This is a genomic window from Cystobacter fuscus DSM 2262, assembly GCF_000335475.2.
GTDB lineage: Bacteria > Myxococcota > Myxococcia > Myxococcales > Myxococcaceae > Cystobacter > Cystobacter fuscus.
Genome location: NZ_ANAH02000004.1, coordinates 146,114 through 169,624 on the forward strand (window position 1 = coordinate 146,114; position 23,511 = coordinate 169,624).

20 protein-coding genes and 3 pseudogenes are annotated in these 23,511 nt (G+C 66.5%); 12 read left to right on the forward strand and 11 right to left on the reverse strand.

Going from position 1 to position 23,511, the window contains the following annotated elements; genetic code table 11:
• Positions 1-10: 10 nt before the first annotated feature.
• On the reverse strand, positions 11-913 hold the full coding sequence (locus tag D187_RS05200) for a LysR family transcriptional regulator (protein WP_155893179.1): 903 nt from the start codon (positions 911-913) through the stop codon (positions 11-13).
• Between the two features lie 141 nt (positions 914-1,054).
• Here D187_RS05200 and D187_RS05205 point away from each other — a divergent pair, with 141 nt between their 5' ends.
• Positions 1,055-1,966 (forward strand): N-acyl homoserine lactonase family protein, encoded by a 912-nt coding sequence (locus D187_RS05205; RefSeq protein ID WP_211241464.1) that lies wholly within the window; start codon positions 1,055-1,057, stop codon positions 1,964-1,966.
• An 85-nt stretch (positions 1,967-2,051) separates the two neighbouring features.
• Here the strand turns inward: D187_RS05205 and D187_RS49435 are convergent, their stop codons facing one another.
• A complete protein-coding gene (locus D187_RS49435; protein WP_020917789.1) occupies positions 2,052-2,984 on the reverse strand; it encodes a transposase in 933 nt (310 codons plus the stop codon).
• Between the two features lie 33 nt (positions 2,985-3,017).
• Between D187_RS49435 and D187_RS59165 the strand changes: the two are divergent.
• The 4 genes and pseudogenes from D187_RS59165 to D187_RS05230 all read left to right on the forward strand — a co-directional run.
• A pseudogene (locus D187_RS59165) lies at positions 3,018-3,251 on the forward strand (HEAT repeat domain-containing protein); the annotation flags it as partial.
• Between the two features lie 481 nt (positions 3,252-3,732).
• Positions 3,733-4,017: pseudogene (locus tag D187_RS05220) on the forward strand (hypothetical protein); the annotation flags it as partial.
• A 102-nt stretch (positions 4,018-4,119) separates the two neighbouring features.
• Positions 4,120-4,737, forward strand: coding sequence for a TetR/AcrR family transcriptional regulator (locus D187_RS05225; RefSeq protein WP_002631774.1), 618 nt, complete (start codon positions 4,120-4,122; stop codon positions 4,735-4,737).
• A 50-nt stretch (positions 4,738-4,787) separates the two neighbouring features.
• The gene (locus D187_RS05230) at positions 4,788-5,954 is read left to right on the forward strand and encodes an FAD-dependent oxidoreductase (protein ID WP_002631775.1); all 1,167 of its coding nucleotides are present in this window, start codon (positions 4,788-4,790) and stop codon (positions 5,952-5,954) included.
• A 643-nt stretch (positions 5,955-6,597) separates the two neighbouring features.
• Here the strand turns inward: D187_RS05230 and D187_RS05235 are convergent.
• Together D187_RS05235 and D187_RS05240 are read right to left on the reverse strand one after the other, a co-directional pair.
• Positions 6,598-8,850 (reverse strand): M12 family metallo-peptidase, encoded by a 2,253-nt coding sequence (locus D187_RS05235; protein ID WP_155893180.1) that lies wholly within the window; start codon positions 8,848-8,850, stop codon positions 6,598-6,600.
• Between the two features lie 362 nt (positions 8,851-9,212).
• Positions 9,213-9,908 (reverse strand): DJ-1/PfpI family protein, encoded by a 696-nt coding sequence (locus D187_RS05240; RefSeq protein ID WP_002631778.1) that lies wholly within the window; start codon positions 9,906-9,908, stop codon positions 9,213-9,215.
• Between the two features lie 87 nt (positions 9,909-9,995).
• Here D187_RS05240 and D187_RS05245 point away from each other — a divergent pair, with 87 nt between their 5' ends.
• The 6 genes from D187_RS05245 to D187_RS57455 all read left to right on the forward strand — a co-directional run bounded on the left by D187_RS05245 (position 9,996) and on the right by D187_RS57455 (position 14,496).
• A complete protein-coding gene (locus D187_RS05245; RefSeq protein WP_051256218.1) occupies positions 9,996-10,988 on the forward strand; it encodes a GlxA family transcriptional regulator in 993 nt (330 codons plus the stop codon).
• A 108-nt stretch (positions 10,989-11,096) separates the two neighbouring features.
• Positions 11,097-11,567: a DUF6968 family protein gene (locus D187_RS05250; RefSeq protein ID WP_438356942.1), complete on the forward strand. Its 471-nt coding sequence runs from the start codon at positions 11,097-11,099 to the stop codon at positions 11,565-11,567.
• Between the two features lie 932 nt (positions 11,568-12,499).
• Positions 12,500-12,871, forward strand: coding sequence for a hypothetical protein (locus D187_RS54700; RefSeq protein WP_155893181.1), 372 nt, complete (start codon positions 12,500-12,502; stop codon positions 12,869-12,871).
• Between the two features lie 3 nt (positions 12,872-12,874).
• Positions 12,875-13,336 (forward strand): immunity 26/phosphotriesterase HocA family protein, encoded by a 462-nt coding sequence (locus D187_RS51925; RefSeq protein ID WP_076606089.1) that lies wholly within the window; start codon positions 12,875-12,877, stop codon positions 13,334-13,336.
• A 79-nt stretch (positions 13,337-13,415) separates the two neighbouring features.
• The gene (locus D187_RS57450) at positions 13,416-14,069 is read left to right on the forward strand and encodes a glycoside hydrolase family protein (protein WP_020917796.1); all 654 of its coding nucleotides are present in this window, start codon (positions 13,416-13,418) and stop codon (positions 14,067-14,069) included.
• Positions 14,070-14,271: 202 nt separating this feature from the next.
• Positions 14,272-14,496 (forward strand): type 2 periplasmic-binding domain-containing protein, encoded by a 225-nt coding sequence (locus D187_RS57455; RefSeq protein WP_002631783.1) that lies wholly within the window; start codon positions 14,272-14,274, stop codon positions 14,494-14,496.
• Here the strand turns inward: D187_RS57455 and D187_RS05270 are convergent.
• The 7 genes from D187_RS05270 to D187_RS59685 all read right to left on the reverse strand — a co-directional run bounded on the left by D187_RS05270 (position 14,460) and on the right by D187_RS59685 (position 23,364).
• Positions 14,460-16,628, reverse strand: coding sequence for a M4 family metallopeptidase (locus D187_RS05270; RefSeq protein ID WP_002631784.1), 2,169 nt, complete (start codon positions 16,626-16,628; stop codon positions 14,460-14,462). The two genes, D187_RS57455 and D187_RS05270, sit on opposite strands and share 37 nt — an antisense overlap.
• Before the next feature lie 500 nt (positions 16,629-17,128).
• Complete coding sequence (locus tag D187_RS05275) at positions 17,129-17,515, reverse strand: nuclear transport factor 2 family protein (RefSeq protein ID WP_002631785.1); 387 nt, start codon at positions 17,513-17,515, stop codon at positions 17,129-17,131.
• 44 nt (positions 17,516-17,559) lie between these two features.
• Positions 17,560-17,754: a helix-turn-helix domain-containing protein gene (locus tag D187_RS05280; protein ID WP_002631786.1), complete on the reverse strand. Its 195-nt coding sequence runs from the start codon at positions 17,752-17,754 to the stop codon at positions 17,560-17,562.
• A gap of 288 nt (positions 17,755-18,042) precedes the next feature.
• On the reverse strand, positions 18,043-18,654 hold the full coding sequence (locus D187_RS05285) for a hypothetical protein (RefSeq protein ID WP_002631787.1): 612 nt from the start codon (positions 18,652-18,654) through the stop codon (positions 18,043-18,045).
• A gap of 7 nt (positions 18,655-18,661) precedes the next feature.
• Positions 18,662-20,305: a SitA5 family polymorphic toxin gene (sitA5, locus tag D187_RS49440; protein ID WP_438356940.1), complete on the reverse strand. Its 1,644-nt coding sequence runs from the start codon at positions 20,303-20,305 to the stop codon at positions 18,662-18,664.
• Between the two features lie 495 nt (positions 20,306-20,800).
• Positions 20,801-22,924 carry a recombinase family protein gene (locus D187_RS05295; RefSeq protein ID WP_002631655.1) on the reverse strand — a complete coding sequence of 708 codons (2,124 nt, stop codon included), beginning with the start codon at positions 22,922-22,924 and terminating at the stop codon, positions 20,801-20,803.
• Positions 22,921-23,364: a DUF5372 family protein gene (locus tag D187_RS59685; protein ID WP_497463183.1), complete on the reverse strand. Its 444-nt coding sequence runs from the start codon at positions 23,362-23,364 to the stop codon at positions 22,921-22,923. The genes D187_RS05295 and D187_RS59685 overlap by 4 nt, the downstream gene beginning before the upstream one ends.
• Between D187_RS59685 and D187_RS54715 the strand changes: the two are divergent.
• Positions 23,357-23,509: pseudogene (locus D187_RS54715) on the forward strand (transposase); the annotation flags it as partial. The gene D187_RS59685 and the pseudogene D187_RS54715 overlap by 8 nt on opposite strands.
• Positions 23,510-23,511 lie beyond the last annotated feature (2 nt).

The window sequence follows — 23,511 nt, forward strand, 5'->3', positions numbered from 1 at the left end:
CGACCGCGCCCTACCGCCGCAGCGTCTCGACGATGTGGTCGAGCACCACTCGGGTCTTGGCGGTCATGCGGTGGCCCACCGGGATCAGGGCATGGGCGGGCGGCCCCGGCGCGTCCGCTTCGGGCAGCACGTGGACCAGGCGGCCGGCCGCCACATGGGGCTGGACGAACCGGTCGAGCATCTGCGCGACGCCGAATCCCAGCACGGCGGCTTCGACCAGCGCATGCCCGTCGCCCAGGATCATCGCGGGTACCGGCATGAGCTCGCGGCGCGCGCCATCGTCGAGCAGGGACCAGCCGCGCACTTGCCCGGTATAGCTGCGGAACAGCAGCGTGTCGTGGCGCTGCAGATCCTCGATCGACGCGATGGCGCCGCGCGCGGCAAGGTACGAGGGCGCGGCATACAGCGCCAGCTTCGTGTCGCAGATTTTACGTACCGCCATGTCGCTGTCGGGCGGAAGGTGGCCGATGCGCACGACGATGTCCCAGCCTCCGGCCACCGGATCGGACATGCGGTCGGCCGTGGCCATTTCGACGGTGACTCTGGGATGGCGTTCGCGCAACCGGCCCAGCGTCGGCAGGACCAGGTGCCCGAAACCCGTCGGCATGTCGACCCGGACGCGGCCCACCGGTTCGGCGCGGTGCGCCGCCAGTGACTGCTCCGCATCGCGCAGGTGCCCGAGCGCCGCGAGCGCGGCGGCCAGGTAGACCTCGCCATCCTCGGTCAGGCGTACCGCGCGCGTGGTGCGCTGGAACAAGCGGGTACCCAGGTGCCGCTCCAGCCTTTGCACCGCCTTGCCGACGCTCGACTTGTTGGTGCCGAGCCGCTCGGCCGCGCTGGTGAAGCCGCCGGTCTGCGCCACCGCGACGAAGGCACTGATGTCCTGCATGGATGCGCCGATCGCTGCTTGCACTGTCTCTCCGCGGGCAACAAAGAAGCGCAGTTTAGCAGGTCTATCCCGGGAGACCGCGTGGGCATACTGGCTTCATCGGTTGCCGGGATCGCCAACGAATCCCAGGTCCTTCGAGTACGCCAATCCCTATTCCAGGAGTCGATGATGAAACGCTTCTTTTCCGCACTTGCCGCATTTTCCTTCGCCGCCCTGTCCTTCGCCGCCGGTGGGACAGCGTCCGCCGCCCCGTCCGACGTCCGGATGTACAGGCTGGACTGCGGCCACATGACGCTCGGCGACCTCTCGGTCATGTCCGATGAAGGGCTGTACAAGAATCGTTCCTACGACATCGTCATGTCGTGCTACCTGATCAAGCACGGCAACGACTGGGTGCTGTGGGATACCGGGCTGCCGAAAAAATACCTGGCCGGCCCCATCACCGAGGGCAGCTTCACGACCAAGCTCGACCGCACGATCGTCGACCAGATCGGCGAGCTCGGACTGCGTCCCGACGACATCAAGTACGTCGCCGTCTCGCATTCGCACTTCGACCACTCCGGCCAGGTCGACGACTTCCCGAACGCCACCCTGATCATCCAGCGCGCCGAACTCGAGGCCATGGCCGATACGGAGAGAGCATCCAGCCACTACATCGTGGGCGAACTGTTCAGCTCGCATGTTTCGGGTAAGGACCTGAAGCGGGTACGGGTCGTCGACGGCGACGTCGATCTCTTCGGCGACGGTACGCTCACGACGATCCAGACGCCGGGCCATACGCCGGGCAGCATGGCGCTGCTGCTCAAGCTGGACAATGCCGGATACCACGTGCTGTCCGGCGACCAGTGGCACTTCAGGGAGAACTACGAGCGTCACCAGGTCCCGACATGGAACTACGACCACGACGAGACGATCGCATCCGGCAAGAAGCTCGACGCGGTGATCGCCCGGACGCATGCGAAGCTGATCATCCAGCACGAGCCTGCCGATAACAAGAAGCTGCCGACGGCGTATGGGCAGGAGAGAGGCCGTGTTGAGGGGAGGGCTGGTGCAGAGGGGCCGAAGGAGGGCCGCTGACGGGTGCCCCCGGGCGATGCGGCAGGCCGGTGCGGAGAGAGTGCGGCGCTGAGAGGGTGTCGCTGAGAGGGTGTCTGAGAGGGTGTCAAAGAACTCGAGCGACACGCTCTGGCACAACCCGCGGCGGGAAGGAGAAAGGCGGAAAGGGCGCCGCGAAATCCCCCCGCCCCCAGCGAGCCGCCGCCTCTCGGAACGCCGCGACGAAGCCACGGTACTGCTCACGCAACTCCCGCAGGGCCTGGCGCGTGGAGGCATGCCCCAGAGGTCGCGGGCTGCGCTTGAGGTGCTCAGGCCGGGTATGCGGGTGCTGGGCCCTCACCGCTCTCGCCCCGAGGACGGGCTTGTTCCTCGCGCGCGCCTCTACCTCCACTTCCTCCACCAGTGCCCGCACCGCACGCTGCCTCTCTTCCTCCCCCAGTCCCTTCCAGCACGGCAGGGGCGCTACTTCCAACTCCACCGGCTCGGCCCATTCCTCGGCGAAGCGCCCCTCCCCCACTGCCAGCTCCTCGCTTCCCCGTTTGCTCCAGCGCTTCGTCCAGTTGAACCACCGGAACAGCCGCCGCGCCGGCCCCAGCAATTGCGGCAGACACGTCAGGCCCGGCCACTCGGCGCTCCTCTCCACCAGCCCCTCCTTCACCCCGTGGGCCAGTACGTAGCGCAGCCGGCCCACCAGCGCCGTGTCGTCCAACACCGGCTCCGCCGAGTACCGCCTCTCCCAGAAGCCGCCGCTCCAGTCCACCAGCCTCCCCACCTTCTTGGACAGGTTGGCTCTCAGGTACTGCATGAAGGAGGCGAGCGCGGCTCCCCGCGCCCACACCAGCAGGTGGAAGTGGTTGGAAGCGAAGGTGAACGCGTGCAGCCGGACGGTGCCCGCGCTCTGTTGGACGGCTCGCGCCAGTACGCCTCCCACCACCTCGTTCATCTCCGCGCTGGGACGCAGCAACAGCCGTCCCTGGTAGCACCTGGACGTGACGAAATAGAGACCCTCCTCCTGGAACATCCTCAACGGCCAGCCCATCCCCCTCCCCCCGCGTGCACTCCGCCCGGCCAGATGCACCCCGTGGGCCAACTCCAAAAGGAGCAGTGGCGGTCAGAACTGGTCGACGCCTTCCGCTGGGAGGATGAGGAGAGGGCACGGCATTTGGTGGCGACGCTCGGCAAGGCACGGTCTCGCGAAGCCAGGGCCACACTGGAAGAGATGCTTGAGTCTCCCGATGGGAAGGTACGTCAGGCCGCGGTCTTCGCGCTGGGAGAACTGGGAGGCCCGGCGAGCACCAGACGCCTGGAACAGCAACTCGTTGTAGAAGAGACTCGGGGCGACCACGACGGCTCGGCAGTGGTGCAAGTCATCACCCAGGCGCTCGGACAAATCAAGAGCGCCAGCGCAAGGGCAGCCCTCGTGCGAAAGCTGAATCGCATAGCTACGGGCGGGCCCGACCAGACCGATGTGAATGATCTGGCCTACGCACTCTGGCACAAGCGTCACCCGGACCTGATACCCGCCGTTCGCGGTGCCGTTCAACGAATTGCCTTACCAACCTCCAGGGCTCTGCATGCCCTTCTGCGTCTGCTGGAGAGTTCTCCCGAGGAGTTGAGCGCGTGGGTCGAGGACAGGCGAGGAGCCGGAGTCCCTCGATCGCGGGGTTCTGCGTGTACCAGTTGTGCGAACGCAGCCGCTCGATCGCCCCGTCGACCAGCGAGGACGAGCCTGATGTCTTGTAGTCGGCGTCGCACAGCGCGGTCTTCCCGAAGACGAGCTCCTCCGAAGGCTGCGCAAGAATCTGCCGGAGCTCGAGGTCGCGCTGGCGGTGGAGCACACGTACTCTCCCGTCGCGGCGCTCGAGGCCGGGGAGATCGACGTCGCGCTCGTCACGACGTCGGTGGTCCCACGCGGCAGACTCGAGGAGCGTCAGATCTTCTCCGATGAGGTCGTGTCGGGACCGCTCCGCCGACCCTGGCGCCTCGCGTGGCGGTGGGAGGTCGATGACGCCGCGCTCGGCCTCCTGTCCGCGCTCGAGGCCACGGCGCCCCGAGCGCTTCTGGCTGGCTGAGGAGCGGAAATCCGGCCCACGGTGACCAGGGGGGAAGGGGACGGAATGTGTTGAAGGCGAGAATGCGTTGCGTTTTAGACCAGTGGTCTATACCATTGGTCCATGCCCCTCGAACGGTTCTACAAACTTCCCGAGGCCCGGCGCGCCGAGCTGCTGCGCATCGCGCTCCATGAGTTCACGGAGAAGGGAATCGAGGGGGCCTCGCTCAATGCGATCCTCGCGAAGGCGGGCCTGAGCAAGGGGGCCTACTACTATTACTTCGTGGACAAGGAGGACCTCTTCACGGCCGTCGCGGAGGACATGTACGACCGCCTGGAGGCGCAGCTTCCGCCGCTTCTGCCCCAGCAGCCGGTGAGTGCCGAGGAATTCTGGCCGAGCCTGGAGCAGACCTTCTCGGCCTGGCTGGTGGCGGCTTCCAAATTCCCCGAGTTGCTCGGCGCGTTCCGTCAGCTCAGCCAGCAATTGCGCGCGAGCCCGAGGTTGGCCCCGATGCTGCGTCGTCGGCAGGAGGAGCAGTTCCGCTCGGTCATCCAGTTGGGCCGCAAGCTCGGTTGCGTGCGCACGGATCTCCCGGTCGAGCTCCTGGTCTCGCTGATGGTGGTGAGCGACTCCGTGCTCGACGAGGCGCTCGTCGCCAGCCGCAAGACGTTGAGCGAGGCCGTCGTGCGCAAGCACGCGCGGGTGGTGTTCGACACCTATCAGCGCCTGCTGTGCCCTTGAGTGCAGTGTGTGCGCCGAAACCGCGCACTCGAACCGAAGGAGGAATGAACATGAAGGTGCTCATCTCGGGAGGTGGAATTGGCGGCTTCGCCCTCGCGCGGCTTCTCCGCGACGCGGGCCATGACTGCCTGGTGATCGAGCGGGCGCGCGAATTCCGGCCGCTGGGCCACTTCGTTGCGCTGAAGGCCGAGGGCGTGGCCATGCTCGACCGGCTTGGGGTGCGCGAGGAGTGCGAGGCCCGTGCGCTTCCGCTCTCGGGCCGGGTGCGGTTCCGCACACCGGGAGGGCAGCTCCTCCGCGCCGAGCACCTGGCCGCCTTGAACGCGGGATTGGGGGGGTTCCTCCCGATCCGGCGGGCCGATCTCCACGATGTGCTCCACCGGCGCGTGCGGGACGACGTCGACGTCCGCTTTGGGACCGAGGTCACCGATTTCCGCGAGGAGGCCGGGTGTGTGACCGTGACGCTCTCCGATGGCCGCGAGGAGTGGGGAGACGTGCTGATTGGCGCCGATGGAGTCCACTCGAAGCTGCGCAAGCGGCTCTTCGGCGAGAGCGGAGAGCACCTGCTCGGAGGCAGCTACGTCGCCATCGACATCGAGGTGGCGCATGAACTCGAGTTAGGGGATATCTCGGCGTATCTCGGCCGCGGCAAGATGGTGGCGATGGTCCCGAGCGCACCGGGGCGCCTCTCGGTGATCGTGTACCACGGCGGGGAGAGCCTCCGGCCGAAGCTCCGGGGGGCCACCGCCACGCGAGCGTTCTTCGCCCGTGAGTACAACGCATTCGCACCGGAGGTGCGCACCGCCTTCGCGAGGATCGACGACCAGAGCTTCGTGTTCGTCGACGACATCAAGATGATCTGCCTCGACTCCATCGTGCGCGGGAGGGTCGGCCTGCTGGGTGACGCCGCCGCGTGCCCCACGTTCCTGTCGGGGATGGGGAGTGCCTTCGCGCTCCAGAGCGCCGCCGTGTTGACCGAGGCGCTGAGCACCACCTCCGACGCCCAGGCCGCGCTCGCTACCTACTCGGCCCGCGTGCAACCCATCGCCGAGCGGCTCCAGCGCAATGCCCGGTGGATCGGGTCGATGATCCTCGGACGGAACCGGGCGGTGGTGGCGGTTCGCGATTCCTTCCTCGCGCTCACGCCTCGTGGCTGGATGATGGAGGGGATGCGAAGCTTCTACAGCGCGCGCCGCGAGGGCGCTCGGGCCGCGTGACGTGGCTTCCCGGCTCGAGTGGGAGTGAGCAGGCGAGTGGCAGATCATCATGCACCATGGGTCTGCGTACGCCCTCGACACGACCAGGCTGGAGGGACCACCTGCCAACACCAGCAAAGGGAAGTGGGCGCGGTTCTATTGGGCATTGCGCTATGGGACCTATGTCTACAACAGGTTCGCGGATGCCAACCCGCGTCTGCCACCGACCGCTGTAGGCCTCAAGTTCGCGGAACGGCTCCATCTACGGGCCGCTCCTCGTCGCCGACAGCCTGCTCGGGTATGCCCAGAGCGCCTGGGGGCTATCCATTGAAACGACCATGTTCGGTGGTTTTCCGGATTGGTTGGATATGCTGCTGCTGGTGCTGAATTGGCTCCTCTGTTCGCTCTTCTACTTTGGCGTGTGGAAGCTGGTGACGCGTGCCCGCGCCCGGGGCTGAGCCGTCAGTGGGCCTGATCCGTTGCGCCGCCGCGCGGGCGTCAGGAACACCGCCACGAGCAGCGCGCGGCCCATGAGCGCCCCCTGCCCCGAGCCCAGCCCCCATCAGGATGAAACACGCCGAGCAGCCCCATCAGCCACACCAGCGCCACGTAGAAGACAACGGGCGCTCGACCCCACGGCCGAGCACCCCCGTGCATCAAGGCCTCACTGGGTGAGCTTCACCACGTCCACCCCGGGGCGGTTCCACTGCACGCCCGAGGGGGTGGTGATGTTCATGGTCGCCCTGCCGCTGGTGCCGCCCGAGGGAATCTGCAGCGACAACGTGCCCACGTCCCGCGCGCTCGGGGGCCCGACGTACGTGCAGCCCGGACAGAGTCCAGGGCCACTCATCCAGTTCAAGCTCATGCTCACCGACGACCCGGGCCTGGTGCCGCCCATCACCCAGCGCGGCTGCGAACCTTCGTAGAACGTCACCGTCGCGTCGTAGTCACTGGTCTGCTCGTTGATCTGCAGCCCCCAGCCCGAGAGCGTCGGCTCGTACCAGGAACCGGTGCGACCCGCTCCGCCAGCCTGGTACACGAAGTGCTCACTGCCCGAGATGCCATTCACGGAGTACGAGAACATCGCCGACGTGGCGGAGTAGAAGCGCAAGCTCAGGGAGCCAACGACGGTGAGGGAGTTGGACGAACCATTCCACGTCGAGAGGTAGAGCGGCGCCGACCAGGAGCCATTGCTCACCTGGGCGATGGCGCTGGTGTACCAGATCGGCTCGCCCTTCGGAGTGTACGTATACCAACCCACCAGATACCCGCCGTCGGGCGCGCGCAGGAGGTCGATGCTATTGCCGGAGCGCGCGGGGTTGTACCAGGACCCCTTCTGCGGCGTGACGTTCGTGCTGTAGACGGCGACGGGGACGGACCATTGGCCTTCCTGTCCATCGTCGTCCGTGGCACGCGCGACGATGCGGCGTCCGGTGCCCGGCTGCAGCGTGGCGGTGATGAACGCACCCGAGCCGAGATACGCCCCCGTCTCGGTGTACCAACGGATGCGTGCGCTGATGTTGCCACTCTCGGCATCGGTCGCGGTTCCCCTGAGGGTCACCACGCTGGAGACGCTCGCGTTGCGCCCGGGAGAGGTGATGAGCACCCGCGGCACGCTGCCCGGCGCCGTCGCACGGAAGTTGGCGAAGGAGGGGGTTTGATCCCTCGCCACCCGCGCGTTGTCGTGCGTCGCATCGCCCGTGGGGTAACCGTTGACGAAGACCGAGGGGCTCGAGAAGTAGCCCGTGCGCCTGCAGATCGCCTCCGGGCCCGCCCCGCCCGAGGGGCAGAGATCGGAATTCATCACGGTGGCCGCGACGCCCCCCGGCATGGAAGGCGCCGGGTACGTCCTCCCCGCCGCCCACGGGAAGCTCGGGTACGGCTTGCGGCCCAGCTCCGCGGCGTTGTGGAACATGCCGAAGTTGTGGCCCAGTTCATGCGCGAACGTGAAGTCACCCAGGCCACAATGGGCGCGCTGCACGGAGAACGCGCGGCCATTGAACGGCCGATTGTCGACATCATCGTAGCCACGCGAGTCGATGCGGCTGGCGACGCCGCACACGTACGGCCGCACCGGAGCCGTCGGCATCGGCAGATAGAGCGCCACCATGTCGGCGCCCGCCGCATTGCGCAGCTCGCTCACCTCCGGGGGCTGCGCTTTGAGCCATTGGAGCGCCGCGGGTTCTCGCTCTTCGTACTGCAGGCCATCATAGGTCCTGACGACCCCCTCTGGAGGCTGAGCACCCGTCAACGGGCCCATGTAGACCAGGCGGTACTGCGCATTGACACCGCTGGCGGTGAAGATCTCGTTCGCGGTGGCGATCGACTGCTGGATGGAGAGCTGAAGCCTGTTCTCTTCATAGGCGCTGGCGAGGAACTCCTGGGTATAGAAGGCCGCGACGTCGATGTATGCCGTCGCCATCAGGGCCCGCGGCACCTCCGGCAACGGCTCGGGAAGCGGTTCCACCGGCTCCTGGGCCTGCGCGTCGTCGCCCCGCGCCTCCGGCGCCTGGCCATGGAGGCAGTTCTTGTACTCGAGGCGCTGGAGCTCACGCAGCTCGCCCACGCCGTGCTCCATCGACATCAGCTCGAAGGCGCGCTCGCCCACGTGCAGCACCGCGCTCAGCGTGCCGTCGTCGTGGACCACCATCAGGACGTCTCCCCCCTCGAACTCGCCCGCCCAGGTGAGGCCCAACTCCGAGCGCGAGGAATGAACGAGCGTGGCATCGATGGCCCGCCCATCGGGCAGCGTGAAGCGCAGACCGGGCGTCTCGAGCCGCACCCCTTCCGGCTTCAGGGCAACCCGCATCACCCCGTCCACCACGTCCCCGGTGGTTTCGTAGAACGGGGCCGTCTCATTCGTACACGAGGCGAGAACGGCCAGGAAAACCACGGAACACCACGACACACGTCTCATCGATGCTCTCCTCGCAACGCCTCCAGTTGGATGGCGTCGCCAAAGCACACATCGTATGAGTAGCAACAATCAGGGTGAAAAGCACCACTCGGCGAGTGCTGGACAAAAACCAGACACATTTTCTCGAGCGCCGGAGGAGCACCTCCTTCCGGGAGAAGGCCGTCCAGCATCGGTGCCCGGTATCAACGGCCGTGAATTTTGTGACCCAAGGTGCACAGGCCCTGGAGCAGCAAGAAGGCCAGGCCCAACGCGGTCATGGGGGTGAAAAGGAGCGCTTTCCCAGCTCCTGAGCGAGAAGCGCTCGTCACAGTCGGCGCTTCACGCCCCCCACCTACCCCGGAGCCCGTGAGCCGCCCGCGCGCCTACGCCCGGGCCGCGCGCAGCTCGGCGGCCCGGAGCTGAATCTGGGCCCGGTCCGCGCTCAGGTCGAGCCCACCGAAGGAGGACCCGAGGTGCGCCAGGACCTCCTTGGGCGCGATGTCGGGACGCCCCGAGTTGAAGGGCGGCTCGGGCGCGTACTCCGCGATGAGCTGGACGGCCTGGGCGAACAGCGGGCCGGCCAGCTCCGCCGCGAGCGTCAGCCCGAAGTCGATTCCCGCCGTGACCCCGCCCCCCGTCAGGATGTTGCCGTCACGCACCACGCGGGCCGGATCGGGGATGGCGCCAAACTCGGCCAGCAGATCCCTCATGGCCCAGTGGCACGCCGCGCGCTTGCCCTCCAGCAGTCCCGCGGCCGCGAGCAGCAGTGAACCCGTGCACACGGACGTCACGTAGCGCGCCGAGCCGCCCAACCGCCGGATCGCGGCCATGAAGATCTCGTCGCGGAGCACCGCGGCGGAGGGTCCCCCTGGCACGCAGAGCACGTCGCAGCGCTCCACGTCCTCCAGGCGGGTCAACGAGGAGAGCGTCAGGGAGCCTTCATGAATGGGCTGCCCGCCCACGGAGGCGAAGATCAACCGCGCACCGGGGAGCGGGGCCAGCACCGCCTGGGGCCCCATGAAGTCCAGATACGACGTGCCGGGGTACAGCGGGAACACGATGTCGAGGGATGCGGCCATGTGCGGACTCCTTGTCTGCCTTTGACAGAACGCACTGTCTCGCGTCAGGCTCATGTCCGAAAGGACGTAGTTCCCTCGTTTTCCGCCATGCCCCGAGACATTGGCTTCTTGCTCTTCCCCATGTTCCAGATCCTGGATTTCACCGGCCCCGTGGCCGTCTTCGAGGAGCCCATGGGCCCGGAGGTGGCGGGCGCCTACCGGCTGCGCATGCTGTCCGCGGGGGGAGGCCTGGTCACGAGTTCCTCCGGGGTCCAGGTGCAGACGGAGCCGCTCGGGGAGCCCGCGTTCGACACGCTCGTGGTGGTGGGAGGGCTGGGCACGGCCGCGGCGATGAACTCCCCCGAGGTGGTGGACTTCGTCCGGGCCGCGGCGGCGGCGTCCCGGCGGGTGGCGAGCATCTGCTCGGGCGCGTGCATCCTGGCCGCCGCGGGCCTGCTGGATGGACGGAGGGCCACCACCCACTGGCGCGTCGCCCCGTACCTCAAACGCCTCTTTCCGCGCGTGCGGGTGGACGAGGAGTGCATCTTCATCCAGGACGGGCCCATCTGGACGTCGGCGGGTGTCACCGCGGGCATCGATCTCTCGCTCGCCTTGATCGAAGAGGATCTCGGCCTGGAGGTGTCGCGCGCCCGGGCCCGCGACCTGGTGGTCTACCACCGCCGCCCGGGAGGCCAATCCCAGTTCTCCGCCCTGCTGGAGTTGGAGCCGGCCTCGGATCGGATCCGCCAGGCGCTGACGTTCGCGCGCGAGCACCTGCATGAGCCCCTGAACGTGGAGCGGCTCGCGGAGGTGGCGTGCCTGAGCGCGCGCCAGTTCGGACGGGCCTTCCTCGCGGAGACGGGACAGACGCCGGCCAAGGCCATCGAGCGGCTGCGCGCCGAGGCGGCGCGGGTGCGGCTCGAGACGGGCTCCGAGTCCATCGAGCAGGTGGCGGACGCGGTGGGCTTCGCCGATCCCGAGCGAATGCGCCGGGCCTTCGTGCGGGTTTTCGGACAACCTCCCCAATCCATCCGGCGGATCGCGCGGGAGGCGACGGGTAAAGCACCGGGGGACAAGGCAGCGCAGGGTCGTCCAGGCTGATCGGGAGCGTCTGCGAACCCGCATGAGAGCGAGCAGCAGTGTCGGGGATTTTGTTCCAACTACTTCGGAAGCGGAGAGGTCTCCGCCATGACCACGGTGACTCGATTGATGCGCGGCCGCGAACCCACTGGGCCCATCTTGGCGGAGCGCAAGTTCAAGAGTTCTGCTGGCGCTCGTACCTCCATCCGTGTCCGTGCACCGGCCAGGGATTCGCGGACAGGCAACTACAGGTGCAGCGTGGAGTGGGTGCACTCGGGGAAGAGGGAGCTGTTCGAACTCTGGGGAATCGACTCCATGCAGGCGCTGCAACTCGCTCTCCGCGCCGCCGGGGACCTGGTGAACGGGGACGAAGAGGACCTGCGGTGGGTGGGGAGCGATGACGGCCACCTGGGTTTTCCCAGGACGTACCCGGAGTTTCTTCCCAAGGCGCTCCTGCGTAAGCTGGAACGCATGATCGACCGGGAGATCGCCGCCCACGCGCGCAAGAGCGCAGCAGAGCGCAGCAGAGCGCAGCAGAGCGCAGCAGAGCGCAAGCAGTCGCGGGCTCGAGCGGGACGGAGCAAGCCCATCTCCGGCTGAGGACATGGGTTTGAGACTGCTGAGCTTCTTATAGTGGTTGCTGCCAAAGGCGGCAGCCTCGCCTCTGCCGGCTCCGGCTCCGCCCCCGCTTGAGGGAGCCATCTACCCGGACGTCTACACACGGACCGTGTTGACATGAACGCACGGCCTAGCCGTAATCTCGAATCGAACTCTTTGTGGATGGAGTCAACGCCACGAGGCGCTGCATGTCACGCGGGTGGGCTGTGCTGCTCTGCATGTTTCTCGTGGGGTGTAGCGGCGCTGCCCGAAGCGTCCGTCACGCCACGGGTCGGAAAGAGCGCTGCGTCTATGTCCCGCGCCATTACGTTGCGTCGGGGGCACTGGATGAAGCGTTTCATTCAGCTCGCGCTGGCGTGGAAGTAGTGCCTGTGGCGGCAATGCAGGGGGCAGCTTCGCCAGGGGCGCCGCTGAGCCCACCCGCGTCACCTCCGTTGGAGGGGCTTTCTGGCGAGGGTTTGGGTGATGGCATACCACGCGGCGTGCTCCGGCTCGTGCCAGAAGGCGGCACGGCCGCGGGAGAAGTAGGGGCTGGTGGTGCGGCGGGAGAGCTCATCGTCACTGGAGGCACGGTTGTTGCGGCAGCCGGTAGTGTGGTCTTGCTCTGCTTGACCGCCAAGGCGGCCGTGGATGGGACGGAGACCCCGATCGACATCGCGGACGAGTTTTACGGCACGCACTTCGGCGATGTGTATGGGTGGGTCCAAGGTCAATACCCATCCAATGCACCCAACGGTGCTGGAGCAGGGGCTTCCAAGACCCGAACGGGACCGACGTCCGCCCCGCTCGCTCCTCCTGGCGCATCGCCAAAATCAGAACCCGGCAAGGACACCAGGAAAAAGCGGGGGCGCATATATGTAACATATAGGAAGCTCAACAAGAGCCCCCACCGATACTACTCGGGGCGAACCAGCATGGTCGTCGATCTCACCAAACCCCTCAACTTTCAGGCAGCGGTGGCCGTTGTTTCTCGAGATATGAACCGTCACATCGACGAGAACGATGAACCCAATGTGGCTGCGTCCGATTTCGCGAGGGTCGATCGATTCGATATCGGGGCCGCCGTTGATTATGACCGAAGATATGACGACACCGCGTATTGGCGAATTCGCGGAAGAGAGCAGCAGTTGATTGATTCCCATGGGGGCGCCCAGTCTGACACTGGAAAGCCCCATCGGACCGAGAACGTCGTGCGCGGTGTGGCGAAGGACAATCCGTGGGGCAGGCGGTTTCACGACGCAGCCACGGAGCGCTGGGGTCAACTTCATCCTTACACGGGATATTAGGAAATGGTCAAAACATACATACATAGACCGGGGTCCTTTCTGAGAATTCCCCTTGCCGACGGTTCCTTCGGCTACGGGAGGGTCCTTGAGCCACCGCATGATGCATTCTACGATTACAGAACCAAAAGTCCTGACTCAGATCTTGACCAGATTGCATCCAAGCCAATCATTTTCAAAATTGCCATCCGCCATTCGAGTCTGAGTCAGTGGGAGATCATAGGATGGAGAGAGATTGAAGCGTCTCTGGCTCAACCGATTGTCCAATTCAGTCAGGACGTGGGGAACTTCCGTGACTGCACGATCTTCGACACCGTCGGTAATGTGAGAAATGCCGAGCCCCAGGAGTGTGTCGGGCTCGAGCAGTTGGCTGTTTGGGAACAGCCTGCTGTCGAGAAACGCCTGCTCGATACCTTCATGGGGCGGCCCAATGATACAGCGGAGCTCCTGAAAGTACGCCTGCGATAGGAAGTCTCCGAACCCTGGTGCCCGGCGTATAGGCGGGATAGAGGCCGAATGGCTTCTGCGCCGGCCCGGAGTGCGGCTCATGGGCTACCCTTCAGCGTGGGACAGCCAGTTCGGCGGCGGCCTCTGGTGGCGCGCGGACAAGCAGACCAAGAACGCGTGCGTGAACGGCCCGGCCGCCATCGCCGTCTACCAAGCGACCGGCAATGCGAGCTATCGCACCGCGGGCGGGCTGGCGGTGAACTGGGGCCGCAACAACCTGACGGGCCAGCACATCGCCGGCATCCTCAACGACGAGTACGATGCCAACGGCGGCAGCGGCGACACCGCCGGGTTCAAGAGCGTCTTCGTGCGCTGGGCGAGCAGGTACAAGAGCTGGCTGGTCACCAACGCCAACACCGCGTGGTCGTACCGCAACTCGTCCGGCGTGATGTGGGGCCAGTGGTGGCGGCGGACCCGGACAGTCCCCTCACGTCCTGGGAGGCGAGCCCCGGCCTCGCGGTCTCCCAGCTCCCGTTCTGATCACGGCCGCAGCACCGTCAGCTTGAAGGGGCCACCGTGGGCGGCCGCGTGCGTGACGGCCTCGTTCGCGTCGTCCAGGGCGAAGGCCGTGACGTCGAACTCCTCCAGCCGGAGGAGCCCGGAGCGGATGAGGCTGGCCATGCGGAGGACGGCCTCGGGTGGGCACATCCACTGCCCGTGGAGGGTGATGCAGTTGCGCATGATCCACGGGTAGGGCAGGTCCAGGCCCGCCCCTCCCCAGCATCCCCACACCCCCTGTCGCCCCCTCCAAGGAGGGCGGACCAGGCAGGCGTGTACCCCAAGGGGGCTCCACCCAGAGTGCACCGGCATGGCTCACACCTCGTGGGCTCCCCTCCGAGGCCTTCCTCTGCCCCTCTGCTCCCCCCGCTGCCCTCGACATTGCCCCCATTCCTCTTATGCGCGGCGGACAGCTCGCCCTCGTCCTGGAGGAGGAGCGCCGCTACGGCAATGAAGTCTACGCCGTCTGGCCGCAGAACAAACACCTGCCCTCGAAGGTGCGCGCCGCCATCGACGTGCTCGTCGCGCGCATCCCGGAGCGGCTGTCGAGTGCCACCCGTCCGCGCGAGGTGCCCGCCAGACTTTCTCAGGGCACGGAGATCGTCAGATCGACGCCCGTGTAGGCCGAGTACCCCTTGAGCATGACGTAGTACGTGCCCGCCTGGCTCTGGGTGAGAGTACACCGCTCGCTGTTGCCCGAGAGATAGGGGCGGCAGTCGTACGCGGTGGAGGTGGGGGCCGAGCCGAACTTCACGTAGAGGTCGACGTTACCCGTACTCCCTCCCTCGCCCGGTGACACGGTGACGGTCACCGCCTGCCCGGCCGCCGCGTTGTACGAGAAGAACTGCTCGGAGATTGAGGCACCCGAGAGGTTCGGGAAGACATACGCGCCCACGGGCGGTGTGAACGATGCCTTGAGGGAGACTCCCGAGTAGGCGGAGAAGCTCCGCAGGATGATGTAGTAGACGCCGGCACTCGGCGTGGGGAAGGTGCAGGACTCGGTGTTGCCGCCCAGATAGGGCCGGCAGTCGAACGACGACGTGGTCGGCGCCGAGCCGAACTTGACGTACAGGTCCACGTCACCCGTGCCTCCGGAGGTCTCCACCTTCAGGTGGGTGGCGCCAACTGGCACGGAGATCGAATAGGTGCAGCTCACGCTGCCCGAGGCGCCTGAGAGGCCGGTGAGCGCGGTGCCGTTGGCCAGCGGAGGGCACGGCGCGGGGACCACCCCGACGCCCACCGCCTGCCATGCCTGGGTGACGGAGGTCCTCATCCCCGAGCCCGTACCGTAGAGGGCGTCCGCGGCCAGCTCGGTGTAGGTCTTCGCCTGGGCGAGCGTGGTGCTGGCGGTGAAGTAGTCCGTATTGGCCTTGTAGAAGAGGCGCCCGGCCTTCTCGACGCCAATGCCCGTGACGGTGAGGGTGCTCCTGCCGCGCGGGTGTTTGCCGCCCTTGGACAGCAGCGTGAAGGCCAGATCGCTGATGCCCGCGAGGTCGTGAACGTCGGAAGGCAGGGGCGTGTAGTAGTCGAGCGCTCCATGCGCGGCCGGGTCGGCCATGCTGTAGACCGTGCCGCCGAGGGACGTGTCCTCGCCGATCTTCCAGATGTCCGCGCCCGTGGACCAGGTACCCGTCGTCCAGCTCTCGCAGACGGCGGCGAGGATGTTGGACAGGCTCTCGTTGAGGCCGCCGGGCTCGCCCGAGGAGGTGAGGTTGGACGTGGTGCTGATCAGCCCGTGGGTGAACTCGTGCGTGATGATGTCCATGTCCATGCAGAGCGAGCCGGTCGTGACGCCATCGCCGTCGCCGCACACCAGCTGGCTCCCATCCCAGAAGGCGTTGGTGTAGTTCGTGCTGTAGTGGACGATGGCTCGAAGCTGCCCGTCCGCGCCGTCGTAGGACTGCCGGTTGAAGAGGATGTTGTAGCAGTCGTAGGTGATGCCGAGGTTGTCGTAGGTCTTGTCCACGACGACGTCACTCGTGGGCGGGGCGCCCTCGGCCCGCTTCAAGGTGCCGGGAAGCGAGGTGCCGTTGTTCGCCGAGTAGACGCGGCGGCTGCGCGCGTTCTGGATGTCCGAGTCACGCAGGACGGGAGTGCCATCGAGTGCGTCCAGGAAGACGTGCTCCTGGACGGGCGTGCCGAGGTGCTCACCCGTGACCAGCACCTCGTAGGCCAGCTTCAGCCGCTGGTCCCGGGTGGAGCGGGCGTAGAGGAGCCGGGGCTCGCCCTCCACACGTACGCCGCCCGGGGTCGAGTCGAGCGCGGCGCGTTGGATGGCCTCGGGTGAGACCCTTGCCTCCTCGGGGTTGGGGACGGACTCGCCGTCGCGCGCCGAGCCGTTGGCGGCATAGACGCGGCCGGACGTATCCACGTGGAGGATGAGCTCGTGGCCGAATACGGGCAGGCCGTTGCGCACCTGTGCATAGCGGATGTGCGTGTGGCCCTGCTCGTCGCGCGAGGCGCGCTGCACGACGAGATCCTCGGCGCGCAGGTGGAACACGGGGGCGACGGCGGCCAGCGTGCTGCTGACGCGCTCATGGACTTCGCGCGCGGCGAGCCCCCGCACGGAGCCGCCCACCGAGCCGAGTTCGCCGCGAATCATGAAGGGGACACCATCCTCGTGCGTGCCGATGATCTCCGCTGAGGGCAGCGCGGCGAGGGCGGAGTGGGCGTCTTTGGTGGTGGTGGGTGCTTCCGTTCCTCCACAAGCCGCGAGCGAGAGCGACAAACAGGTTGCGAGCAGGCGATTGCGCATCGAGGGGTTCCTCCACTCGCGGCGGAATGCCGCGAAGGGAATCCATCATGCATTTCCATGCAGTGCAACCAGGACACTGGAATGGGTCGGCTGTCTGGTGTTGCATCCGCCAATGACTTCCAACTCCACGCGCGATGAGTGGACCAGGCGCAACTGTTGAGGAAGACGTTCGACTTCGACGTGTTCGCCTGCGTGAGCTGTGGAGACAGGCGGCGAGGATTGCCCATGGCAGGTGCGCGCCTGGCCTCAGCGCGAGGGCCACCCCAGGCCGCGTGGTGTTGAGGCTCGAGCAGCCACTGCCCTCAGGCCCACTCGTGGGCTCCCCTCCGCGGCCTTCCTCTGCCCCTCTGCTCCCCTCTCTGCCCTCCACATTTCCCCCATTCCTCTTATGCGCGCCTGTGGTGGCGGCGCTCACCGCGTGGCTGGTGCGAGGCGAGCGGCCCACGTGGATGCAGGCATTGGGCGCGCTGCTCGTCATTTCCGGCGCTGAACCCGCCTGTTCATTCCAACTTCGACGTGTGGTGCAGGAGCGCCTTCCACACGCCGCCGCGCTGCTCCCAGACGGCGCTGAAGGCGAGGGTTATCTCGAGCAGGCCCGAGCCCTGGAAGTCCACGCGCGCGAAGTAGACGCCGTTGATGAGCGCGACGGAGCCGGAGACGATGCGGACATCGAACCGCTGGAAGTCCTCGGTGTACCAGTTCACGTTCTGGATGAGCTGCAGGTAGTCCGCGATCCCCCGCTGCGCGCCCGTGTAATCGGTGTAGCTCCAGCTCGGATCGACATGGTGATCGAACCAGGCATGATCCTTGGCGCCGACGGCCCGGGTCCACGCGTGTAAGAGGGGGATGAGCTCCTGCTTCGCCTGCTCGGCGGAGATCTGCGGCATGGTCTGTACCTCCTTGCGGCTCGGGAATGGAAAGGCCGAAGCCCTTATACGCGCCGTCGCGACACGGTGAGGCCGTAGTCCTCGATCTTCTTGTCCAGCGTGGGGCGGCTGATGCCGAGCAGCTTCGCGGTGACGATCTTCTTTCCCCCGGAGGTGCGCAGGGCCTCGGCGATGGCATCGCGCTCCAGGCGGGAGACGCGCTCCTGCAGGTGCGCGCCTGGCCCCAGCGCGAGGGCCACCCCAGGCCGCGGGGTGTTGAGGCTCGAGCAGCCACTGCCCTCAGGCCCACACCCCCTGTCGCCCCCTCCAAGGAGGGCGGACCTGGCAGGCCTGTTCCCATGGGGTCTCCACCCACAGTGCACCGGCATGGCTCACAGCTCGTGGGCTCCCCTCCGCGCCCTTCCTCTGCCCCTCTGCTCCCCCCTCTGCCCTCCACATTTCCCCCATTCCTCTTATGCGCGCCCCGGCTCCGAGGTCTCCTCGGGCCGGGGTTTTTCTTTCGTACCTGCGCCGGCGAGACCCGGGCCCTACATGAAGATCCCAGGCGCCCCCTCGAGGGCCGCGCGCAGTTCCTCGACAGTTGTGTCGCTCTTCTTCGCAATGGTGGGCGCGTGCCACGCCGACGCGACCGTGCCCTTTGGCGGATCGCATACCGTCCTGATGACGGAGTCAAAGGACCCAGGCCACGCGCGCCGCGCCAGCTCCGCCGCATGCCGGCGTGCGTCCAGGAAGGTGAAGCACGGCCAGCGCGGCAGCCGAATCGAAGCCATGTCGCAATTGAAGAAGCGGCACCCCTCCAGCTGCGCCTCGGAGAAGTCGCAGTCGTCGATCCCACCCGCCCTCCACCTCTCGTCCACGTCCTCGCGGAAGCCGAAGTCATTGCCGGTGTAGCTACCCTTGAACCGGCACCCCTTCAGCTTCATCGTGGCCCACGGCAGGCCCTTCAGCTGGCCCTTCGCCTGAATGGTGCAGTTGACGAGCTGCCCTGATACCAAGCTCAGTGCGCGCCGCGCGGCACTGATGATGACCGTGCAGTCGCGCAGCGTCAGATCGGGGCCGAGCCAGTAGAACGGGCCCTTGCGCAGCTCCAGCCGCTCACCAACGATCTCTCGCTTCTCGTAGTGGATGTTCGGAGTCACACGGACCTCAGAAGAAGATCATGCGGAAGAAGGTGCTCGCCATCCGTCGCCCGTGAAGCGCGAAGTTGGACTCAGTGCCCGACAAAATCTCGTAATGGTAGCTCTGACCGCCCGGGCCGGTGATGTCTACACCGCGGCTGTTCCAGGACAAGCCCGGGAATCGGTCCTTCACCTGCGCCTCGACCCACCGCCCTCGAGCCTGTCGCTCCAGGAGATTCGCACGATGCTCCAGGCCGCGGCGCCGCATTCTGTCGATTGCCGCAACTTCGTCTTCCGACAGCATAGCCCGAGACCACTTCGCCGCCTCCTCTCTCACGGCCGCCTGCAGTTCGTCGCCCAGCCGGTCCTTCGCCGGAATGTCCCTGTAGCTCTTCCCTCGCGGCAGGTGCCACCGCTCGCCGCTGCTGAGGATGACCTGCTTGTTGCCACCACGGTGCTGGATGGCGATGGTGCCTGAGCGCCCTCCAGATGATCCCGAGCTGCCACTCCTCGTCAGGACGTTGATGGCCACTGGCGCCTGCGGGGAGGTGAGGACGACGAGGGCGCGGCTCTGCTCCACCACGACCTCCACCGCGGCCGCCTCCTCCATCGCCACCGCTACCGAGCCTTCCATGCCCTGGGCCGCCCACTGCGCCTGCACCTGGTTGAACTTGGGCAGCGAACGCACGTGCGTGACCACCTCGCCCAACGTCCGCCCGGTGAGGGTGGCTACCGCGAGAATGAGGGCCCGGGCCGCGTCCGTTCCTATCCGCTTGCCGAAGTCCTCGCCGGCGTCGCGCAGTTCCTCGAACGTAGTGGCCTCGTGCGCCGCGTGCGCCATGCGGGCCCACCCGTCCATGAGGCCCCACATGGCGTCCACGCCCAACCAGGCCAGGAGTACCACGGAGAGCGCGGCGGCGGCCGCCTTCGTGCTCGGCTCGGGTAGCAGCCAGAGCGCCAGGTACAGGCCGACAGCCCACACCAGGGAGGAGAGCAGCGCCTGCGGGCTGAGCTCGCGTCCGAGGGCCGCTCGCGTCTCGTCGAGCACTCCGCCGAAGGCCAGCGCGAGCGCCAGGGTGCGCCTGTCATCCGTGCGCAGGTAGGGCCCGTCCGTGAAGAGGCCCAGGCAGTCCCCGCCGCCGCGTGGCTGACACCACCGCAGGTACTTCGCCTTGAGAGCCGCCTCGGCCTCGGGGACGAGCGAACCCTTGTCGTTGAGGGGCACCAGGGTGAGGACCTTGTCCCGGTACACCTCGGCCAGCAGCTCCTCCTCGGGCATGGCCTGGAGCAGCCCCTGGGCGACCTCCTGGGGCGTCCCGTGCACCTGGGGGTGCTGGAGGAGCTGTGCCACCGCGCGCTGGTACTCCTCCCGCGTGACAGCCACCACCCGCGTCCTGCCGTGCGCCTCCACCTCGGCTGCGTACACAACCAGCACCGGCTGCAGCTCCCTTGGCGCCGCTCGCGCCTCGCTCTCCGCGGCCTCGTCTCTTGCCCGGCCGTCGCTGGCTGCCCTGCTTGACGCGGGCCCCTGCGACGCGCAGGCCGCATGGAAAATCAGGACAATGAGCCAGAGGGCCCCGGCCGACGCCCACGGTGGCGGGCCCCGCCGCCGAGCTTCGACCTGCGTATCGCTGCCCTCCCCCGCCTCAGGACTTCGGTGCTGCTCCGCCATGAACATTGGCCACCCCCAGGTGTAGCAGCCCCAGAGGATAGGACGCGGGACGGCCAACCATACAGGGGGGGCGGCGCCTGCGCGGGACGAGAAACAACTGGGGAGCGTTCCCGTGGTGGCGTTCACCCGCCTGCCCGGCACCGGGATTCCCGCGGCACCCAGCACGTCCTCGGGAACCGCGTCCACCCTGGGTGGCGTGCCCTGTACCGAGCGCACCTCCAGGCCTCCCTCGAAGTGTGCCACGGCCGGAGGGCCAGGCTCCTCGTTGCGCAGGGCCATGCCCGAGGGGGCTCGTACCGGAGCCCGAGCATGGAGGACTCCACCTTGCGTGAGCAGGCCAGGGTGCAGGCGCACTCACTGCAGCAGCGGCTGCGCTGGACGGAGGTGGACGTCCGGCCTCCTCCCAGCAAGCAGCCCCGGTGCGCCTTCCTGGAGGGCTTCTCCCTGCATGCCAATACGCACCTCCATGCCAACGACAGGCAGGGGCTGGGTGCGCTATGCATAATGCCCCTCTTCCTGGAGATGGGCTTTGGAATGGCTGCGCCCACCTGGTCCATACCCTCGGGCCTTGGCATCAGTCAGGCGCTTGATTGTCTGGCTGTCCAGCTTGAACCACCAGCAGCGCCCCATCCCGCCGCCCTCGACGCCCTTGAGCCAGCCCTCTTTTATCCAGTAATATACCATCCATTTTGTAACATTGAAATGTTCAGCCACCCCGCGCACCGAGTAGAGGCCATCGGCTCGGCGAGTGGGCTGCCGCCCCGCCTGCGGTGCCGAGGGCAAGCGATGTAGACCGTGGCGCCAGCGGACCCAACTCACTGCCTTCGCATCCCACGGACGCTCGACTCCGGAGCGCAGGCCGCGCCGATTGAGTTCGGCCGCGATCTCGTCATCGCTCTTCTTCTCTTCGAAGAGCATGCGAATGCTCTCGATAGCCTCGGCGGAGGTCTTCCTTGCATCGAATCGAGTACGGCGTGGAACGCTGAAGTCACTGACTGCCCCCGTCTGCCAGACCACCTGAATACGCGTCGTCCGCTCGGGCACTTCGATTGGGTTCAGCGTTACCTCCCGCACCAGGATGCGGAGGAGATTCTTGCGCTCTGCATGGGTCGTGCTCTTCGCATGCCAGACGCGAGGCAGGTCTTTGGCGAGAGCAAGGATTTTCGCCCGGTCCCTGTCCGTCAGTTCGAGCTTCTCGCGCTGGAGAACCGCCTGGTACTCGTGCTCAGTCTCTTCGAGTTCGCGAAGACGGTCGTTCCACTCGCGCTCAAGGGTCCGGGCCACGACACGGTTGTCTGGGTCAATGGCCTTATAGCGTCGCTCCGCCAGTTGAGCCTCATAGCGGACACGCTCCAAGCGCAACTTCCATTGGTGATGGACCTCGCCCACCTGGCGTTCCACCTCTCGGGCAACGGCGAGCCCGAGTTCGATTTCTGGGGGCTGGGTTACCTCGAGAAAGAGCCTGGCAATGGCCTCATCAATCGCTGCTGCTGCGACCATCCAGCACATGCTCTTGTCGCCACCTTCTGGCGTGGGACTACGGCACTCGTAGTACGCATGGCGTCGTAGGCCATGGTAGCGCGTCTGCATGCGGTGGCCACACTGCCCACACAGCACAAGTCCTTGCAGCAGCGCGTGCCCTTCCCGGGCAGCACCACGTTGGTCTGGCAACTTGGAGTTGGAGCGGTTTTCATGGAGCTTCTTCTGGTTGGCTTGGTACTCCTCCCAGGGAATGTATGCTGGGTGGTGGTCGCGCAGGCATACCTTCCATTCTTCCTTCGGCATCCGGGTGATGCGTCGTCGCTTCAACTGGCCATCCACCAACGCTAGTTGCTCCTCGCGACGGCCAAAGACGTAGGCACCCGCGTATGCGGGATTGTGAAGCATTTGGAGGAGGGTGCCATGACGTGCAGGGCCCCAGCGCACCTGATGCATGCGTTGATCTCGAACAGGCATCATCAACCCATTTCTCTCGAAGTAACGCATGACCGAGAAGGCGCTGCCCTCCACGCGGAAGCGCTCGAAGACCAGGCGCACCATGCGTTGGACCTGCTCGTCGGGGTCGAGGCGCAAGCGGTGAGTTGCTTCATCCCACTGGTAGCCGACTGGTGGCGGGAGAAAGAGCTCGCCCCGCCTGGCCTTGGAGAGCCTGCCCCCCTGCAGGCGCAGGCGCATCCAGTACTGCTTGGCCTCGCTCATGGTCCCTTTGAGACCGAGCAACAAGCGGTCATTATAATCCCGAGGGCTGTAGACCGAGTCCTCGTCTGCGATGAGGACATCGGCCAGGGCGCACAGTTCGAGCAGGCGGTGCCAGTCCGCTGAGGAGCAGGCCAGGCGCGAAACCTCCAGGGAGAAGATGGCGCCCACTCGTCCGCGTGCGACATCCTCGGCCAGCCGTTGGAACCCTGCACGCCAGCTCGCACTTGCACCACCCTGGCCCAGGTCCTCATCCAAGGTATCTATCCGCTCGGTCGGCCAACCCAGCTCCAATGCCCGCTGTTGCAGGGCATACTGGCGAGCGGTGGATTCATGGTGTTCGTGGACCTGCTTGAGTGTGGACTGTCGCAGGTAGACAATCGCGCGCCGCTCCAGATGGGTTGCTCGAATCTTCTCGTTCATCGCATTCCTCCGCGCTTGCGGCCTCGGCGCGAAGCATTTTGTGCAGGAGGGTTGTCCACGCTCTGAGGAGGTCTTGTCGGATTGCCGCGGGCAGTGTTGACCAAGGCAATGCGGGTTGAGGGGTTGGAGGAGGTGACATGGACAAAGCTATGCTCAGCTGCGGAGTCATAAGCAGGCGGCGGGGCATGCTCCTGGCGAAGTGCCACCTCTACGGCATCAGCGAGCTTGAGTAGGTCGGAAATGCCGAGGCGAACCTCACGACCGTCAATGCTGGGTGGAACCTGAGGCGAGGAGCGGTCCGTCCACTCGATGGGAAGCCTCATACACCAGCCAGGTGGGTACTCTACGTCGATGTACCGCCTGCCGTCCTGGCTACGGGCGGTGCGGATGAACGGCAACTGCACGCCCTGGAGCGGATGAGTCGGCAGGGTGATGGTCACGCAGCCCGAAACAGGTCCTGCATGTGTCGTAGTCTGCGAATGGGATGTGGAGCGGCTGTGCCGCTACGGGGCGCGCGGTGCGCTGGCGCTGGAGCGTTTGTCACGAGCGGAGGACGGCCGCATCGCCTACCGAATGAAGCGCCCGCT

What these genes read in the sequence shown, in the direction of transcription:
- D187_RS05250 (WP_438356942.1), top strand. Translation starts at nt 11,097, where the DNA reads ATGCGCGGCCGCGAACCCACTGGGCCCATCTTGGCGGAGCGCAAGTTC.
- D187_RS49435 (WP_020917789.1), bottom strand. Translation starts at nt 2,984, where the DNA reads ATGGGCTGGCCGTTGAGGATGTTCCAGGAGGAGGGTCTCTATTTCGTC.
- D187_RS05235 (WP_155893180.1), bottom strand. Translation starts at nt 8,850, where the DNA reads ATGAGACGTGTGTCGTGGTGTTCCGTGGTTTTCCTGGCCGTTCTCGCC.
- D187_RS57455 (WP_002631783.1), top strand. Translation starts at nt 14,272, where the DNA reads ATGCGCGGCGGACAGCTCGCCCTCGTCCTGGAGGAGGAGCGCCGCTAC.
- D187_RS51925 (WP_076606089.1), top strand. Translation starts at nt 12,875, where the DNA reads ATGGTCAAAACATACATACATAGACCGGGGTCCTTTCTGAGAATTCCC.
- D187_RS54700 (WP_155893181.1), top strand. Translation starts at nt 12,500, where the DNA reads ATGGTCGTCGATCTCACCAAACCCCTCAACTTTCAGGCAGCGGTGGCC.
- sitA5 (WP_438356940.1), bottom strand. Translation starts at nt 20,305, where the DNA reads ATGGCGGAGCAGCACCGAAGTCCTGAGGCGGGGGAGGGCAGCGATACG.
- D187_RS05275 (WP_002631785.1), bottom strand. Translation starts at nt 17,515, where the DNA reads ATGCCGCAGATCTCCGCCGAGCAGGCGAAGCAGGAGCTCATCCCCCTC.
- D187_RS05230 (WP_002631775.1), top strand. Translation starts at nt 4,788, where the DNA reads ATGAAGGTGCTCATCTCGGGAGGTGGAATTGGCGGCTTCGCCCTCGCG.
- D187_RS57450 (WP_020917796.1), top strand. Translation starts at nt 13,416, where the DNA reads ATGGGCTACCCTTCAGCGTGGGACAGCCAGTTCGGCGGCGGCCTCTGG.
- D187_RS05205 (WP_211241464.1), top strand. Translation starts at nt 1,055, where the DNA reads ATGATGAAACGCTTCTTTTCCGCACTTGCCGCATTTTCCTTCGCCGCC.
- D187_RS05225 (WP_002631774.1), top strand. Translation starts at nt 4,120, where the DNA reads ATGCCCCTCGAACGGTTCTACAAACTTCCCGAGGCCCGGCGCGCCGAG.
- D187_RS05270 (WP_002631784.1), bottom strand. Translation starts at nt 16,628, where the DNA reads ATGCGCAATCGCCTGCTCGCAACCTGTTTGTCGCTCTCGCTCGCGGCT.
- D187_RS05295 (WP_002631655.1), bottom strand. Translation starts at nt 22,924, where the DNA reads ATGAACGAGAAGATTCGAGCAACCCATCTGGAGCGGCGCGCGATTGTC.
- D187_RS05245 (WP_051256218.1), top strand. Translation starts at nt 9,996, where the DNA reads ATGCCCCGAGACATTGGCTTCTTGCTCTTCCCCATGTTCCAGATCCTG.
- D187_RS05240 (WP_002631778.1), bottom strand. Translation starts at nt 9,908, where the DNA reads ATGGCCGCATCCCTCGACATCGTGTTCCCGCTGTACCCCGGCACGTCG.